Raw genomic sequence first — 15,634 nt, 5'->3', positions numbered from 1 at the left:
AGTAGTTAGCTTTTAGTAGTTAGCTTTTAGTAATCAGCTCTAATGGCTAATTGCTAAAAGCTAAAAGCTGATCGCTATTATTTAAATGCATCCAGGCCGGTAACATCCATACCTGTTATCAGCAAATGTATTTCATGTGTGCCTTCGTAGGTCATTACACTTTCAAGGTTCATCATGTGCCGCATTACCGGAAACTCACCGGTAATACCCATACCACCCAAAATAGAACGCGCATCGCGTGCAATGTTAGCCGCTACTTCACAGGAATTACGCTTAGCCATGGAAATCTGTGCTGGCGTGGCTTTCCCTTCATTCTTCAATACACCCAAACGCCAGTTCAGCAACTGGGCTTTGGTAATCTCGGTGATCATCTCCGCCAGTTTCTTCTGCGTTAACTGAAATCCTCCAATGGGCCGGTCAAACTGAATACGTTCTTTGGCATACCGCAGGGCGGTATCGTAACAATCCATAGCAGCACCTATCACACCCCAGGCAATGCCGTAACGCGCAGAGGAAAGGCAGCTTAAAGGCCCTTTCAGTCCTTTTACATTAGGCAGTATATTTTCTTTTGGCACTTTTACATTATCAAATACCAGCTCACCGGTAGCACTGGCGCGCAAACTCCACTTCCCCTTGGTTTCAGGTGTGGTAAAGCCTTCCATGCCCCGCTCCACAATAATACCGCGGATAACGCCCCCCTCATCCTTTGCCCACACTACCGCAATATCTGCGAAGGGTGCATTGGAAATCCACATTTTGGCACCGTTTAAAATAACATGATCGCCCTCCTCCCGGAAATTGGTCAACATACCGGCAGGATTGGAACCATGATCAGGCTCTGTTAATCCGAAACAGCCCATCCACTCTCCGCTGGCCAGTTTAGGCAGATATTTCCTCTTCTGTGCTTCACTGCCAAAAGTAAAAATAGGATACATCACCAGCGACCCCTGCACGGAGGCCGTAGAGCGGATACCACTATCCCCACGTTCCAGCTCCTGCATCATAAGACCATAAGCAATATGATCCATGCCGCCGCCACCATATTCCACCGGAATGGTAGGTCCAAAGCATCCCAGCGTTCCCAGTCCATCTATAATTTGTGTTGGAAAAGCCGCGCGCTGGCAATAATCTTCAATAATAGGCGATACTTCTTTTTTCACCCACTGCCGCACTGCATCGCGGACCAGCAGGTGTTCTTCCTTCAACAAGTCATCTACAGCAAAATAATCAGGTGATTGAAACAGATCTTGTGGCATCAATAACGGGTTTAATACCCAATATAAGAAATTACGAAATACGAACGACGAATTACGGTATCTGAGCATAGAGGATTTTGTAACATGCAGAGATAGCTGTTGGGGTAATCATTATTTTTAATCACATGAACGTGTTAATTCCTTATAAGTTAGTACCTTACCGGCAAATTCGAGCGCTATGGCAAGCAAAGTTATACCTGCAATTTTGCTATTGGGATTTTTAGTCATTGTGATGTTTTCATTTCATCCCACCCCATTACAATCAGTTGCACTAAAGGTCTTACCACCAACAACAAAATCAGCAACACCCGATTCAAAACGTTACTGGATGATCTTTTTGAAGAAAGGCCCCCATCGTGATCTGGACGAAGCACAAATAAAAAAAATACAACATGATCATCTGAACAATATCTCCCGCCTGGCCAATGCAGGCAAATTGCTCGTAGCAGGCCCTTTTGGCAATGATGAAGAGCTGAGCGGCATATTTATCATGGACTGTAAAGACAGTCTGGAAGCCGTGAACCTGGTAAAGGCAGATCCGGCAGTAACAGCCGGGTGGCTGCGTTTTGAAGTAATACCCTGGTGGACGATGAAAAATTGTGTGTTTAAGTAATCTGAACTGTGATTTTTATGATTAGAATGATTATCCTGATTTGCGAAGATTATAGCGGAGTTTGTCTGAACATTTTTTTGAAAGAAAAGATATATGCGGGAATCTCCGCAAATCAGGATAATCATCCTGATCATAAAAATCATAGTTCAGACAAACCCGCAAAATACTATACTGTTCCTACTGCTATCTTATTAAGATACCCAGACATTTCCTGCTGATATTGTGATGCAATATTTCTGGCATCTACTGCAAAATCTTCTCCGTTACCGGCATAAATAATAGCGCGGCTGGCATTCACCAACAGGCTACAGTCTTTATTCATGGCTTGTGTGGAGATTTCTTCCAGACTACCACCCTGCGCACCTACGCCGGGAACCAGGAAAAAATGATCCGGTACCAGTTTACGGATATAACCCAGCTGAGAAGATTGGGTAGCTCCTACCACAAACATCAGGTTATCTGGTGTACCCCATTCCATACCGGCTTTCAGTACTTTTTCAAACAGGAATTCGTTTCCTATCTGTTGCATCTGAAAGTCCTGGCTGCCTTCATTAGAGGTAAGTCCCAGCAGGATCGCCCATTTTTCAGAGAACTGCAGAAAAGGCGTTACGCTGTCTTTACCCATGTAAGGCGCTACAGTTACGGAATCAAATTTATACGTTTCAAAAAATGTTTTTGCGTATTGGGTAGATGTGTTGCCGATATCGCCACGTTTGGCATCAGCAATAGTAAAAATACCGGAAGGGATGTACTCCACTGTACGTTGCAGGCTTTCCCAGCCGCGGATGCCCATACTTTCGTAAAAAGCTGTATTAATTTTATAGGCTACACAAAGGTCTTTGGTAGCATCTATAATTGCCTTGTTAAAGGCAAACACCGGATCTGCATGAGCAAGCAGGTGTTTTGGAATCTTTTGTATGTCTGTATCCAATCCTACACACAAATAAGATTGCTTTTCCTTAATCAGATTCACCAATTCCTGTCGATTCATAGTCGGTTAATTTGGGGCGCAAAGTTAAGTAAAACTTAGCATTGACGCTTGCTTAAACATATTATGATTACGTGTAATTAAAGTCGATCGTTTATTTTTCGTTGTGGTAGTTGTGGTTTACCGACAATCCTGTCCTGTTTTTATGAAGAAGATCAAAATAAAGATATTCTTTTTTGGGCTTACGACAAACAACAAAAAATAAAATATTTCGGGTTATGCAGATGGTTGTCTGCGTGCTTCCATTTCTGCTGCAATACGCAGGGAGTTTTCATCTCCGAGTGCACGCAGGTGCGCTATAACGCTGAAATAATCGTTATCATTCCTGGTCTGGCTAAGCTTAAAACGGGCATTTACTGTTTTCACTTCCAATTCAAAACCAACGATCGCTTTTACATTATTATCGAGTGTTTTTGGCGTTATATCGTGGATATGCACCGGGCAGGCAGAAGGCGCTTCGTAATGATCCATCATTACTTCCAGCGATTGTATCAATTCTTTTTCTTCCAGTACACGCATCTGACCGTGAATATGTACTGCCATGTAATTCCAGGTAGGAATTTTTTCTTTTTCATACCAGGAAGAAGAAATGTAACTATGATGTCCGGAAAAAACCGCCAATGTGGTGCTGCGCGTAAACCATTTCCATTGCGGGTTTATTCTGGCTATATGTCCGTGTAAAACAAAGTTGCCGGGTGTTTTTTCTACCAATGTCATAGGAATATGCGTGGCATGTGGCGTGCCTTCCTCATCTACATTTACTAACATACCAAAACCATTTTCTCTGATAAAAGCGGCAATAGTTTCCCAGTTGGCTTCCTGATCATGTTTGGGAGTATGCATACGTTGATATTATAGGTTATGGGAAAATAAAGCCTTCGGCTTTTGTCTTACTCCCGATTAGACTGATTAGACTGATTAGACTGATTAAGTTTTCTTTTTAAAATATTTATTTAGATAAATTATAGAAAGAAATTAAATCAGGATAATCAGTCTAATCGGGAGTAAGACAAGCCGAAGGCTTTATTTATACGATGATGTCAACTATCTTGGTTGGTGCCATATTCGCATTCCGCATAGCTATGCTGCGGGCAGCTGCGCCGGCAACATCCAGAAATGCCTTGCGGGTAATTTTATCGTCACCGGCCATTGCGGGTACACCTGCATCACCACCTTCACGGATACTCTGCACCAGCGGAATTTGCCCCAGGAAGGGTATTTCCAGCTCTTCTGCCAGCTGTTTGCCGCCTTCCTTACCAAAGATGTAGTATTTGTTATCCGGGAGCTCTGCGGGCGTGAAATAGGCCATATTTTCCACCAGGCCGATGATAGGAACATTGATTTGTTGTCCCTGGAACATGGCGATACCTTTTTTGGCATCTGCCAATGCTACATCCTGCGGTGTGGTTACAATCACGGCACCGGTAACCGGTACTGTTTGTACCAGGGTGAGGTGAATATCGCCGGTGCCGGGAGGCATATCGATGATCAGGTAATCCAGCTCATCCCAGTATACATCCGTGATAAATTGCTTCAGTGCACTGCTGGCCATAGGTCCGCGCCAAACAACGGCTTGTCTTTCATCAATCAGTAAACCAATAGACATTACCTTGATGCCGAATTTTTCCATCGGCTGTATCATGCCTTTACCGTCTACGTTTACCATAAGCGGTCTTTCACCACGCAGGCCAAACATGATAGGTACGGAAGGGCCGTAAATATCAGCGTCCATTAACCCTACTTTTGCACCATCTCTGCCCAATGCGAGGGCCAGATTGGCTGCTACAGTAGATTTACCCACACCACCTTTACCGGAGGCCACCACAATGATATTTTTAACTTTGGGCAATACACCCTGACCGCTTGTACGCTTGGTATTTACATTGGCAGTCATGATTACCTCTACCACTGCTTCTTTACTCACAATCATGTGGATAGCATTCACACATGCATTCCGGATAAGGTCCTTCAGCGGACATGCAGGCGTGGTAAGAATGACTGTAAACTTCACTTTATTGCCGTCAATCTCTATATCTTTCACCATGTTCAGCGTAACCAAATCCTTCCCCAGATCTGGCTCCTCAACGTTGCTCAGGGCCTGTAAAACCTGTTCTTTCGTGATCATAAATTGTTGTTAATTTTTGAATCCAAAGAGCAAAGTTAACCCAATTGGGATTTAATTTACAATTTCTCCTTGGCTATCTACTTCGGGGAACACGTAATTAAATTTTTATATCTTAGGGCCGGCATGCATCAGAAAAGATCCTACATACTGTCACTTATAATTGTTTTCCTTTTATCTCCTTTCCTTTTGAAAGCACAGATTGCGGAATTTAGAGACAGTGTAATCCAAATTTCCGGCCTCACCATGACGGCCGACAGCCTGCGGGCAATTCCTGCAGTAAGCATAATGGTCAGAAGCCAGGGAAGAGGTACCATCTCCAACAGATCGGGTATATTTTCCATTGTTGTATTCAAAGGCGATACCCTCTCCTTCAGCGCCGTTGGCTTTAAACGAAAAGATTACCGGGTACCGCTTAACATCAAAGGAAATAATTTTTCACTGATACAGCTGATGGTAGAAGATACCACCTATCTCCCTGTTACCATCATCAAACCTTATCTCTCCAAAGAAGAATTTGACCGCGCCTTTGCCAATATGGACATCCCGGATGATGCCTATGAGGTTGCGCGAAAAAATACCAATAACGCCAGGCTTCGCGCCATGGCACGCTACACCCCTATCGACGGGCGTGAAGGCGTGAATCAATACCTCAACAAACAAGCACAGTCGCTTTATTACGCAGGTCAGCCACCACCACAAAATATCTTTAATCCACTGGCATGGGCCCAATTTATCCAGGCCTGGAAACGCGGTGATTTCAAGCGCAAAGACGACAATTACGGCTATTAAAATATCTCACAAAAAGAATTACGAATTGCGAATTACGTGATTGAGGTGATCTTCGCTTCAATAACGTAATTCGTAATTCGTAATTCGTAATTCTTTATATTAGTACTTTTATTCTTTCGTACCCAGAAATCAATACACCATGCAAAAAATAGCGGTAATAGGCGCAGGTACCATGGGAAATGGTATTGCTCATGTATTTGCTCAGAATGGCTACGCTGTCAACCTGGTAGATGTATCTGCACCTGCTCTTGAAAAGGCATTACAAACCATCACCAGAAATCTCGACAGGCAACTGGCTAAAGAAGCCATCACCGAAGCCATTAAAACACAAACACTCGGTAACATCTCCCTGCAAACAGATCTGGCAACAGGTGTAAAAGACGTTTCCCTGGTAGTGGAAGCTGCCACTGAAAACATTGCACTGAAACTGAAAATATTTCAGGACCTCGATCAGCATGCACATCCCGATGCAATACTGGCAACCAATACCTCTTCTATTTCCATCACAAAAATTGCTGCAGCCACAAAACGTCCGGCTAAAGTAATAGGCATGCATTTCATGAATCCTGTACCAGTCATGAAACTGGTAGAGATCATCAACGGCTACGCTACCGATAAAACCGTTACCAGCACTATTGTTGCCCTATCCGAAAAACTGGGCAAAGTACCATGCGTAGTTAACGACTATCCCGGATTTATTGCCAACCGTATTCTCATGCCTATGATCAACGAAGCTATCTGCTCCCTCTTTGAAGGCGTGGCCGGTGTAGCCGAAATTGATACAGTAATGAAACTGGGCATGGCACATCCCATGGGACCCTTGCAGCTGGCGGATTTCATAGGACTGGATGTTTGCCTCTCCATTCTGCACGTACTGCATGATGGATTTGGTAATCCTAAATATGCTCCCTGTCCACTGCTGGTGAATATGGTTACCGCCGGGTATCTTGGTGTGAAAAGTGGTGAAGGATTTTATAAATATACTGCCGGTAGTAAAGAGCTGGTAGTGAGTGAAAGATTTTAATATTTAGCAGCTGTTGATAGCATATAATTCATATTTGTTTGTGAAGATTGTCTGAACCAGGATTTAACGGATTGTATGGATTACCCTGATGGGTGTTATGTTGTTTTATTAAGAAGATATCAGCGAATATCTCCGCTAAGATCTTTGGCATCCATCAGGGTAATCCATACAATCCGTTAAATCCTGGTTCAGACAACCTTCGCTCACAGTTTCAGCTTTCTTATCTCTAATCCATAAATATCTTTAAATCGTATCAAACATAGCTCCTCACCGGATTTGGGCACACCGATATCCATTTCACAAAACAGTTGTAATTCCTGTGATATTACGGTACAGTTATTTTGTTTTACTACCATCATCACTTCATTCATGATGGTATAATCGAAGCTGAGATGATATTTTGTTTCTATGTTTTTCTGAATAACAGGAATTAGCTGCAACACCATAGCTGCACTCATTTTGTACGCGTTGATAAGTCCTGGCACACCTAATAAACTGCCGCCAAAATAACGTACCACTACTATCAATACATCGGTAATTTGCCTGCTATCTATTTGCCCCAGAATGGGTTTGCCGGCAGAACCAGACGGCTCACCGTCGTCGCTGGCGCGGAATTGCAGTCCGCCTGTGCCGAGGCGATACGCATAACAATGATGCGTGGCTTTAGGGTGTTCTTTCTTTACTTCGCCCAAACATTCCTTCACCTCTTCCGGGGATTTAACAGGAAAGGCATATGCCAGAAATTTGCTGCCCCTGTCCTTAAACTCTGCTACAGCCGTTTTATCAATCGTAAAATAAACCTCCATCCAAATAATTTAGAAAAACCAAATATTAAATTCTCTCTCTTAACACAATACTGTCGCGGGTTACGTGCGACTATAAAAATCAATACGATCGCCTTCCAATTCCACTGTATCTATCAACAAAGCATTTGTTAACACGGGAGCTGCCAATCCTTCCGGCAGCGTGCCGGTACCTGTTATGATGCGGGCTTCATCCCATAATGCTGCTTCCATAAAACGCTGCAACACATAGCTGCCGCCTTCTACCAGTACACTCTGTATTTTCCGGTGATGTAATTTTTCCATTAACTGCGGCAACAATGCCTGCTGGAAATCCAAGGTCAGTGTTTCCGTTAAGCCGTTGGTATCCGTTTCAGCAGCAGTAATGAAAATGGTAGGAATGCTGCCATCCCATACATGATACGAACGTGGTATTTTCAACTCCCGGTCTATAATCAGTCGCACCGGGTCTTTGCCGGTCCACAAACGGTTATTGAGCCTGGGGTTATCGCTGAGTGCTGTACGGGTGCCTACCAGGATACCCATTTCTTCGCTGCGCCATTTATGTACCAACCGATCACTGAGCGCATTTGATATTTTTACCGGGGCGCCGTTACTGCCGGCCATCAGACCGTTGCTGCTTTGTGCCCACTTTAGTACAATGTAAGGTCGCTTCTTTTCATGAAAAGTGAAAAAGCGGCGGTTAATATCTCTGCAAGCTGCTTCCAGCACACCTGTTTGTACGCTGATGCCGGCCTTGTGCAGCTTTTCAATTCCTTTTCCGGCTACCTCAGAAAACGTGTCCACACAGCCAATCACTACCTGTTTAATCCCCTGAGATACTATGAGATCCGCGCAGGGAGGCGTTTTACCGTGATGCGCACAAGGCTCCAGGCTCACATACATAGTAGCTAAAGGAATTAATGACCGGTCACCTTCCGGTACACTGTTTACGCAGTTCACCTCAGCATGGGCCTGGCCGTACTGTTGGTGATAACCTTCCCCTATGATACGCCCCTGGTGCACCAATACGGCGCCAACCATAGGATTGGGTGCTACCTGACCCGCTCCCATAGCAGCAAGCTCCAAGCAACGCTGCATAAAAAATTCATTGAACGTGCTATCCATAATAACCGGCGAAGTAATATTTTTGCAAAAATATCGTTTTTAGCCGACGGATAATGCCGCTCCCCCAGGTTTGCATTTTTCTGGCTTTATTCCTTAAATTATCTATATTGACTATACAAACTGCGTTCACTTATATCACAGGTACCATTAGTGAACTCTATGATGAGCGGGAAGCCGCCAACATAGCACATATCATAATGGAGCACCTAACGGGCATGAGCAAACTGGATCGCATTGTTCACAAAACAAAAATCCTCTCCCCAGATCAGAATAATCGCCTGAAATTGGCCATTGAAGCGCTGCAGCGTCAGGAACCGGTGCAATACATCACTGGCAGCAGCTGGTTTTACGGCATGGAACTCATGGTAAATAAAGATGTGCTCATTCCCCGTCCTGAAACAGAGGAGCTGGTGGAGTGGATGGTACATGATGCGGCACACCGGCATCGGCTACAGCTGCTGGACATAGGTACTGGCAGCGGATGCATCCCCCTGGCACTGAAAAAAGCGCTGCCGGATGCACAGGTATCGGCTATAGATGTAAGTGAAGGCGCCCTGCATGTAGCACGCACAAACGCTTCCCGTTTGCGGCTGGAGGTAAACTTTATACACATGGATGCGCTGGATGCGCAGCAGGTAGCTACTTTGCCGGAATTTGATATGATTGTAAGCAATCCACCCTATATCACACAAAGTGAGCAAACAAGCATGCAGGAACGGGTTTGGGGCTATGAGCCCTCGCTGGCGCTCTTTGTACCAGATAACGACGCCCTGCTGTTTTACCGTCATATTACCATACTCGCTAAAAGTAAACTACAGCCAGGTGGTGCCCTCTACTTCGAAATCAACGAAGCCTTAGGAAAGGAAGTAGTAGCCCTGATGGAGGAACACGGATTTCAACAGGTAACACTAAAACAGGATATGTTTGGAAAAGACCGGATGGTGAAAGGAGAGATTAGCGATTAGCGGTTAGCTTTTAGCTTTTAGTAAAAATGCAGCGGAGATCAGGTTTAAACCTTTATCTCCGCTGCATTTTTACTAAAAGCTAAAGGCTAAAAGCTAACCGCTATTTATGCGCTGTTGCCAGCACTACTTTTGCGCCCATTTCTCTGGCTACTTCCATTACACTCACCACGTCTTCTACAGGAACTGATTTTTCTGCATTGATGACGATGGTTGGTTCTATCTTCTCATTGCCGATAGACGGTGCCAATGCACGTTTGAGGCCATCAAAAGGTACTTTGCTGGTACCTACAAAAAACTCACGTTTATCATTGATGCTCACTACTACCGTTTGCTTGGATTTGGTATTGCTCTTCGCTTTCGGCAACAGTAACTTGATAACATTTGGATTTGCCAGTGTGGAAACGATCAGAAAGAACAACAGCAGAATGAACAGAATGTCATTCAATGCAGAGTTGTGCATTTCCACTTGTTTCTTATTTCGCCTGCGTAAATTCATTATCTGTTGTTTTAGCGGGTAGGTTCCTGCAGAATATCAATAAACTCTGCGGAAGCACCTTCCATCTTGTTAACTACCTTGTCAATCTGTGCATTCAAAAAGCTGTAACCGATGAAAGCTACGATACCAATAATTAACCCGGAAGCAGAAGTGATCATCTTCACATAAATACCACCCGCAATAGTACCCAATGTAATATCAGAGGTGATGGAGATGTTAAAGAACGTCTGGATCATACCGGCAATAGTACCGAGGAATCCAAACATTGGCGCAATACCTGCAATAATAGACAGGATCACCAGGTTCTTTTCCATGCGGTAAATTTCCAGCTTACCCACATTTTCCATAGACTTCTCAATATTATCAATAGGCTTGCCTATACGCTGAATACCTTTTTCAATCATACGGGCAATGGGCCCTGACGTATTCTTAGCCAGTGAGCGCGCCGACTGCATATTACCAGTCGTGATCTGATCGCGGACCATTGGCATGAAGTTGTCTGGCAACTTACCTGCTTTTGAAATAGTAATGGCTCTTTCAACAAACACATATACCGCAATCAGCGAAAGAACCCCCAAAGGAATCATCAGCACACCACCCTTCATCAACATGTCTATCAGATGAATCTGCTGCGCCGCTGCCGGAACTGCACCTGCACCATGAGCTGTGGAATCTGTGGCAGGATGTAAAGTATCCTGTAATAAAGTAATAAGACCTAACATGTGAGAGCTTTTTTCTTCTATAAACGGTTAAAGTAATAAATAATTACGAATTGCGAATTGCGGATTTGTGAGGAGATATATAAGAAGATCTCCACGTGGTTCCGTAATTCGTAATTCGCAATTCGTAATTATTTTAAGACCTCTCCTCCCAAACCTGTGCCAGATACACAATAGTTTGTACCGCTTTCTGCATATCCTGTATACTCACGTATTCATGTTTGCTGTGGAGCGCCATTTCACCGGTAAAAATATTTGGACAGGGTAAACCCATAAAAGAAAGACGGGAACCATCTGTTCCACCCCTGATACTCATCTTGAGCGGCTGTACACCCGCACGGCGTATAGCTTCCGCAGCATTGGCGGTTACCTGTGGATAATCTACCAGCACCTCTTTCATATTGCGGTATTGCTCTGTAATTTTCAGGGAAGCTTTTGCACCACGGTATCTGTCCAGCACTTTTTCCATAATGCGGCGCAGGTACGTTTCATGCGCTTCGAGACTGGAAGTTTCGAAATCACGGATAATAAAATCTATTTCCGCTTTTTCTACGGTACCGCTTATACGAACCGGGTGAATGAAGCCGTCGCGGTCTTCTGTAGTTTCAGGCGACAGGCTGTCTTTCGGCAATCCATCCACAATTTCACCGGCTATTTTGATAGCGCTGATCAGCTTATCCTTAGCAGCACCGGGATGCGCACTGATACCATGTATAGTAATTTTAGCACCATCAGCAGAAAAATTTTCATCTTCCAGTGATCCCAGTTCACCACCATCCATCGTATAACCAAACTGGGCGGCCAGCTTTTTCATATTTACTTTTTCTACACCACGACCTACTTCTTCATCTGGCGTAAACAGGATGCGGATAGCACCATGCTTTATTTCAGGATGTGTGATCAGAAAATTGGCAGCGTCCATGATTTCTGCCACACCAGCCTTATCATCTGCGCCCAGCAAGGTAGTACCGCTGGCAGTAATGATATCATCTCCTTTTTTGCTGGCCAGATATGGATGCTCTTTTGCACTGATCACCACTGTTTCATCGTCCGGTAATGCAATATCACCGCCATCATATTGCCTGTGTACAATGGGCTTTACACCAGTGCCACTGCTATCTGAAGAAGTATCTACGTGAGAACAAAAACAGATCACCGGTACCTTCTTATCGGTATTAGCGGGGATGGTAGCATACACATAGCCATGCTCATCCAGCTCCGCATCCTTGATGCCCATGTCTTTTAATTCCTTTACCAGCAAACGTGAGAGGTCTTTCTGCTTTTCTGTGGTAGGAAAGCTGTTGCTCATCGGATCTGATTGCGTATCTATTTGCACATAACGCATAAAGCGTGTGTCAACCGTATATGAGTAATTTGTAAACATATTGCAAACCTAAGGAAAAAACACCGACACACTTCTGCCGTAGAATTTTCTGTTTTACCATCTCTCACAATATATGATAAAGTAATATTTTCTTTTTAAACAGATAATTTAAAGACAAAACACTAAATATTACCCATTTGATCGAACAAAGATGCAATAATTATAGGTTTGCGTAGAATAAAAACACATCCTATATATGCTTACCAACATTCCAGGCTACCCACGGATAGGTAGCCAGCGGGAACTAAAAAAAGCCTGCGAAAACTACTGGACGGGAAAAATTTCACTCGAAAGATTGGAACTAACGGCAAGGCAGCTACGAAAACAACACTGGAGCCTCCTGCAGGATGCCGGCATCAATCTGATACCCTCCAACGACTTCTCTTATTATGACCAGGTACTGGATATGTGCCTCACAATGGGCGTGATACCTGCACGCTTCAAAGCATTACAACAAACACTCGCCAACCCGGCCTGCCTGGAACTGTACTTCGCTATGGCCCGTGGCTACCAGAAAAATAATTTCGATATTACCGCCATGGAAATGACCAAATGGTTTGATACCAATTATCATTACCTGGTACCGGAATTTGAAGCGGAACAACAATACACACTGCATTCCCGCAAATGTGTGGAAGAATTTAAAGAAGCCCTCAGCCTCGGTATTGTTACCAAGCCAGTACTGATTGGACCACTCACATTTATATTGAGTGGCAAAATAAAAGACAGCAGTATTGGCTACAACACGCTACTGGAAAGACTTTTGCCCGTATACATTCAATTGCTCACTGAATTGCACAATGCCGGCGCTGAATGGGTCCAACTGGATGAACCCTGTCTTGTTACTGACCTGGAACCAGCTACCAGAGAGCTTTATCGCAGGGCCTATGCATCCATTAAACGGGCTTTACCTACTTTAAACATCTTATTAACCACCTACTTCGGTGGTCTGGAAGACAATACAGACCTGGCTTTGCAGCTACCAGTGCAGGCACTGCACATTGATCTTGTACGTGCACCGGAACAGCTGGAAACGGTATTATCCAACTTTCCGGAAGCAATGCAACTTTCCCTGGGTGTTGTAGACGGCCGGAATATCTGGAAGAACGATTATGTATCTTCCGTGGCGCTGATTACACAAGCTATCAACAGCATCGGCTCCGAACGCATACTGCTGGCTACTTCCTGCTCATTGCTCCATACTCCCTACAACCTGGATAATGAAACAGCATTACCACAGGAAATAAAACAATGGATGGCTTTCGCAGAACAGAAAGTAGCAGAGGTAATAGCATTAAAGGATATTATTGCGGGAGATAAAAATCTGCTGGAAGAAAACCAGCAGGTGATGAACAGCCGTAAAACGGCCGCCAGCATACATATCCCGGCAGTAAAGGCGCGGATGCAAAATATTGCAGATACTGATATGCAGCGCCACAGTACTTTTCCAGTCAGACAATCGCTGCAGCAGTCCGCACTTAAACTGCCTTTATTTCCTACTACCACTATCGGCTCTTTTCCGCAAACAGATGAAATCCGGCAGCTGCGTGCTAATCTCAAAAAAGGAAATATCTCACTGGAAACTTATGACACAGATATACGCACCGCTATTACACAGGCCATCCACTGGCAGGAACACCTGGGGCTGGATGTACTGGTGCATGGCGAGTTTGAGCGGAATGACATGGTAGAATATTTCGGTGAGCAGCTACAGGGATTTGTATTCACGCAACACGGCTGGGTGCAGAGTTATGGTACCCGCTGTGTAAAACCACCTGTTATTTTTGGAGATGTGCAGCGCCCCAAACCTATGACAGTAGGCTGGAGCAGCTATGCACAGTCGCTCACCAACAAACCGGTAAAGGGTATGCTCACCGGCCCCATTACCATTTTGCAGTGGTCTTTTGTACGAAACGATCAACCCCGTATGCAAACAGCATTTCAGCTGGCATTGGCCATCCGTGACGAAGTAAAAGACCTGGAAGATGCCGGTATTACGGTGATACAGGTAGATGAACCTGCCCTGCGGGAAGGGCTGCCACTTCGCAAAGCCCGTCGCCCAGCGTATCTGCAGCAATCCGTAGCCGCGTTCCGGCTAGCCGTAAGTACAGTAGCCGATGCCACACAAATCCACACACATATGTGTTATGCAGAATTTAATGATATCATTGAGCACATCGCCGCCATGGATGCAGATGTGATCACAATAGAAACTTCGCGGTCACAGATGGAATTGCTGGAAGCATTTGCCCATTTTCACTACCCAAATGAAACAGGACCGGGTGTATATGATATCCATTCTCCCAGAGTGCCTGCTGTAGCGGAAATGGAAGCACTCCTGCACAAGGCGGCTAAATTATTACCGCCACGCAATATCTGGGTAAATCCCGACTGTGGCCTCAAAACGAGGAAATGGCCCGAAACGGAAATGGCATTACGTAACATGGTAACCGCTGCTAAAAATATGAGAGCTCAAGCGAATTAAAGCGTAGGGGAAGGCCTTCGGCCTTTGTCTTTTCTTTACCATGATTTTGATGATTAATCTTGATTTTTCTGATTTCATTTCTTGCTAATCAATATCTATACTGATTTTCTAAAAGCATATTATTAAACGATATAGATATCGTTAAAAAGAAAATAAAATCAGAAAAATCAAGATTAATCATCAAAATCATGGTAAAGAAAAGACAAAGGCCGAAGGCCTTCCCTTACGCTTTAATTCGTAATTTAGCTCATGGCCAGTCATGAAACCGTTACATGCCCGCGATGTCAACGCACCTTCGAATGCCGCGTTGGTTCTATCCTTCGCTGCCAGTGCCAGGATGTTACATTAACGGAAGAGGAACGGAGCTTCATCCGGCAACAGTACAATGGTTGTCTTTGTGCAGATTGTTTACGCGATATGAAAGCAGTTTATCAACTGCCGGATGCATCATCATAAAAAATATTATGGCCTACGAGCAAGAGATTGAAAATTCCGTTACCCGGATCTTCAAAGCAGTATTTCCCAATACAGTAAACCATTATGACACCTTATTCGGTGGCACAGCCATGGCACTGATGGATGAAGTAGCATTTATTACGGCTACCCGCTTTACCAGGATGCGCACCGTTACGGTGTCATCAGACAAAATCGATTTTAAGAAACCTATTCCGCACGGAACAATTATAGAATTGGTAGGAAGAGTGATCCATGTAGGAAACACCAGTTTAAAGGTAGAAGTAGAAGTATTTGTGGAGCAGATGTACCTGGATCACCGGGAGAAGGCTATCAGTGGTACTTTTACGTTTGTAGCAATAGATGAGAATAAGAAGCCGGCGGCTATAATTATTTAGGGATTTTCCGATTTTTGTATGTAGCTATT

16 protein-coding genes are annotated in these 15,634 nt (G+C 44.3%); 7 read left to right on the top strand and 9 right to left on the bottom strand.

The window, feature by feature from the left end:
• Positions 1–77: 77 nt before the first annotated feature.
• Positions 78–1,256 carry an acyl-CoA dehydrogenase family protein gene (locus tag CLV51_RS11570; protein ID WP_106528190.1) on the bottom strand — a complete coding sequence of 393 codons (1,179 nt, stop codon included), beginning with the start codon at positions 1,254–1,256 and terminating at the stop codon, positions 78–80.
• Positions 1,257–1,434: 178 nt separating this feature from the next.
• Here CLV51_RS11570 and CLV51_RS11565 point away from each other — a divergent pair, with 178 nt between their 5' ends.
• The gene (locus CLV51_RS11565) at positions 1,435–1,869 is read left to right on the top strand and encodes a YciI family protein (RefSeq protein ID WP_106528189.1); all 435 of its coding nucleotides are present in this window, start codon (positions 1,435–1,437) and stop codon (positions 1,867–1,869) included.
• 166 nt (positions 1,870–2,035) lie between these two features.
• Here the strand turns inward: CLV51_RS11565 and pyrF are convergent, their stop codons facing one another.
• The 3 genes from pyrF to CLV51_RS11550 all read right to left on the bottom strand — a co-directional run bounded on the left by pyrF (position 2,036) and on the right by CLV51_RS11550 (position 4,982).
• Entirely contained in the window at positions 2,036–2,860 is an 825-nt protein-coding gene (gene pyrF, locus CLV51_RS11560; protein ID WP_106528188.1) for an orotidine-5'-phosphate decarboxylase, read from the bottom strand.
• A 213-nt stretch (positions 2,861–3,073) separates the two neighbouring features.
• Positions 3,074–3,700, bottom strand: a complete 627-nt coding sequence (locus tag CLV51_RS11555) for an FMN-binding negative transcriptional regulator (protein ID WP_106528187.1) — start codon at positions 3,698–3,700, stop codon at positions 3,074–3,076.
• 184 nt (positions 3,701–3,884) lie between these two features.
• Positions 3,885–4,982: an Mrp/NBP35 family ATP-binding protein gene (locus CLV51_RS11550; RefSeq protein ID WP_106528186.1), complete on the bottom strand. Its 1,098-nt coding sequence runs from the start codon at positions 4,980–4,982 to the stop codon at positions 3,885–3,887.
• Positions 4,983–5,105: 123 nt separating this feature from the next.
• On the opposite strand from CLV51_RS11550, the gene CLV51_RS11545 reads away from it, so the two are divergent.
• Positions 5,106–5,771: a carboxypeptidase-like regulatory domain-containing protein gene (locus CLV51_RS11545; protein ID WP_106528185.1), complete on the top strand. Its 666-nt coding sequence runs from the start codon at positions 5,106–5,108 to the stop codon at positions 5,769–5,771.
• A gap of 139 nt (positions 5,772–5,910) precedes the next feature.
• Positions 5,911–6,795, top strand: a complete 885-nt coding sequence (locus CLV51_RS11540) for a 3-hydroxyacyl-CoA dehydrogenase family protein (protein WP_106528184.1) — start codon at positions 5,911–5,913, stop codon at positions 6,793–6,795.
• Positions 6,796–6,998: 203 nt separating this feature from the next.
• Here CLV51_RS11540 and CLV51_RS11535 read toward each other — a convergent pair whose 3' ends face one another.
• Entirely contained in the window at positions 6,999–7,601 is a 603-nt protein-coding gene (locus tag CLV51_RS11535; RefSeq protein WP_106528183.1) for an IMPACT family protein, read from the bottom strand.
• Positions 7,602–7,661: 60 nt separating this feature from the next.
• Positions 7,662–8,678, bottom strand: a complete 1,017-nt coding sequence (gene ribD, locus CLV51_RS11530; RefSeq protein WP_245898684.1) for a bifunctional diaminohydroxyphosphoribosylaminopyrimidine deaminase/5-amino-6-(5-phosphoribosylamino)uracil reductase RibD — start codon at positions 8,676–8,678, stop codon at positions 7,662–7,664.
• 134 nt (positions 8,679–8,812) lie between these two features.
• On the opposite strand from ribD, the gene prmC reads away from it, so the two are divergent.
• The gene (prmC, locus tag CLV51_RS11525) at positions 8,813–9,670 is read left to right on the top strand and encodes a peptide chain release factor N(5)-glutamine methyltransferase (protein ID WP_158266978.1); all 858 of its coding nucleotides are present in this window, start codon (positions 8,813–8,815) and stop codon (positions 9,668–9,670) included.
• Positions 9,671–9,770: 100 nt separating this feature from the next.
• Here the strand turns inward: prmC and CLV51_RS11520 are convergent, their stop codons facing one another.
• From CLV51_RS11520 to pepT, 3 genes are all read right to left on the bottom strand, one after another.
• Complete coding sequence (locus CLV51_RS11520) at positions 9,771–10,166, bottom strand: ExbD/TolR family protein (RefSeq protein ID WP_106528180.1); 396 nt, start codon at positions 10,164–10,166, stop codon at positions 9,771–9,773.
• A gap of 11 nt (positions 10,167–10,177) precedes the next feature.
• Positions 10,178–10,888, bottom strand: coding sequence for a MotA/TolQ/ExbB proton channel family protein (locus tag CLV51_RS11515; protein ID WP_106528179.1), 711 nt, complete (start codon positions 10,886–10,888; stop codon positions 10,178–10,180).
• 133 nt (positions 10,889–11,021) lie between these two features.
• Positions 11,022–12,269: a peptidase T gene (pepT, locus tag CLV51_RS11510; RefSeq protein ID WP_106528178.1), complete on the bottom strand. Its 1,248-nt coding sequence runs from the start codon at positions 12,267–12,269 to the stop codon at positions 11,022–11,024.
• Between the two features lie 196 nt (positions 12,270–12,465).
• On the opposite strand from pepT, the gene metE reads away from it, so the two are divergent.
• The 3 genes from metE (at position 12,466) to CLV51_RS11495 (ending at position 15,605) form a co-directional block, all read left to right on the top strand.
• Positions 12,466–14,754, top strand: a complete 2,289-nt coding sequence (gene metE / locus CLV51_RS11505) for a 5-methyltetrahydropteroyltriglutamate--homocysteine S-methyltransferase (protein ID WP_106528177.1) — start codon at positions 12,466–12,468, stop codon at positions 14,752–14,754.
• Between the two features lie 249 nt (positions 14,755–15,003).
• The gene (locus CLV51_RS11500) at positions 15,004–15,210 is read left to right on the top strand and encodes a cysteine-rich CWC family protein (protein ID WP_106528176.1); all 207 of its coding nucleotides are present in this window, start codon (positions 15,004–15,006) and stop codon (positions 15,208–15,210) included.
• Between the two features lie 8 nt (positions 15,211–15,218).
• A complete protein-coding gene (locus CLV51_RS11495; RefSeq protein ID WP_106528175.1) occupies positions 15,219–15,605 on the top strand; it encodes an acyl-CoA thioesterase in 387 nt (128 codons plus the stop codon).
• The last annotated feature ends 29 nt before the right edge of the window (positions 15,606–15,634 follow it).

The organism is Chitinophaga niastensis (genome assembly GCF_003014755.1).
Taxonomy (GTDB): Bacteria; Bacteroidota; Bacteroidia; order Chitinophagales; family Chitinophagaceae; genus Chitinophaga; species Chitinophaga niastensis.
The sequence above is the reverse complement of the archived record's forward strand: the minus strand, read 5'-3'. Positions and strand labels throughout refer to the sequence as shown.

Excerpts from the sequence above, each read along its gene's own strand:
- CLV51_RS11570 (WP_106528190.1), bottom strand. The coding sequence starts at position 1,256 with ATGCCACAAGATCTGTTTCAATCACCTGATTATTTTGCTGTAGATGAC.
- CLV51_RS11565 (WP_106528189.1), top strand. The coding sequence starts at position 1,435 with ATGGCAAGCAAAGTTATACCTGCAATTTTGCTATTGGGATTTTTAGTC.
- pyrF (WP_106528188.1), bottom strand. The coding sequence starts at position 2,860 with ATGAATCGACAGGAATTGGTGAATCTGATTAAGGAAAAGCAATCTTAT.
- CLV51_RS11555 (WP_106528187.1), bottom strand. The coding sequence starts at position 3,700 with ATGCATACTCCCAAACATGATCAGGAAGCCAACTGGGAAACTATTGCC.
- CLV51_RS11550 (WP_106528186.1), bottom strand. The coding sequence starts at position 4,982 with ATGATCACGAAAGAACAGGTTTTACAGGCCCTGAGCAACGTTGAGGAG.
- CLV51_RS11545 (WP_106528185.1), top strand. The coding sequence starts at position 5,106 with ATGCATCAGAAAAGATCCTACATACTGTCACTTATAATTGTTTTCCTT.
- CLV51_RS11540 (WP_106528184.1), top strand. The coding sequence starts at position 5,911 with ATGCAAAAAATAGCGGTAATAGGCGCAGGTACCATGGGAAATGGTATT.
- CLV51_RS11535 (WP_106528183.1), bottom strand. The coding sequence starts at position 7,601 with ATGGAGGTTTATTTTACGATTGATAAAACGGCTGTAGCAGAGTTTAAG.
- ribD (WP_245898684.1), bottom strand. The coding sequence starts at position 8,678 with ATGCAGCGTTGCTTGGAGCTTGCTGCTATGGGAGCGGGTCAGGTAGCA.
- CLV51_RS11520 (WP_106528180.1), bottom strand. The coding sequence starts at position 10,166 with ATGAATTTACGCAGGCGAAATAAGAAACAAGTGGAAATGCACAACTCT.
- CLV51_RS11515 (WP_106528179.1), bottom strand. The coding sequence starts at position 10,888 with ATGTTAGGTCTTATTACTTTATTACAGGATACTTTACATCCTGCCACA.
- pepT (WP_106528178.1), bottom strand. The coding sequence starts at position 12,269 with ATGTTTACAAATTACTCATATACGGTTGACACACGCTTTATGCGTTAT.
- metE (WP_106528177.1), top strand. The coding sequence starts at position 12,466 with ATGCTTACCAACATTCCAGGCTACCCACGGATAGGTAGCCAGCGGGAA.
- CLV51_RS11500 (WP_106528176.1), top strand. The coding sequence starts at position 15,004 with ATGGCCAGTCATGAAACCGTTACATGCCCGCGATGTCAACGCACCTTC.
- CLV51_RS11495 (WP_106528175.1), top strand. The coding sequence starts at position 15,219 with ATGGCCTACGAGCAAGAGATTGAAAATTCCGTTACCCGGATCTTCAAA.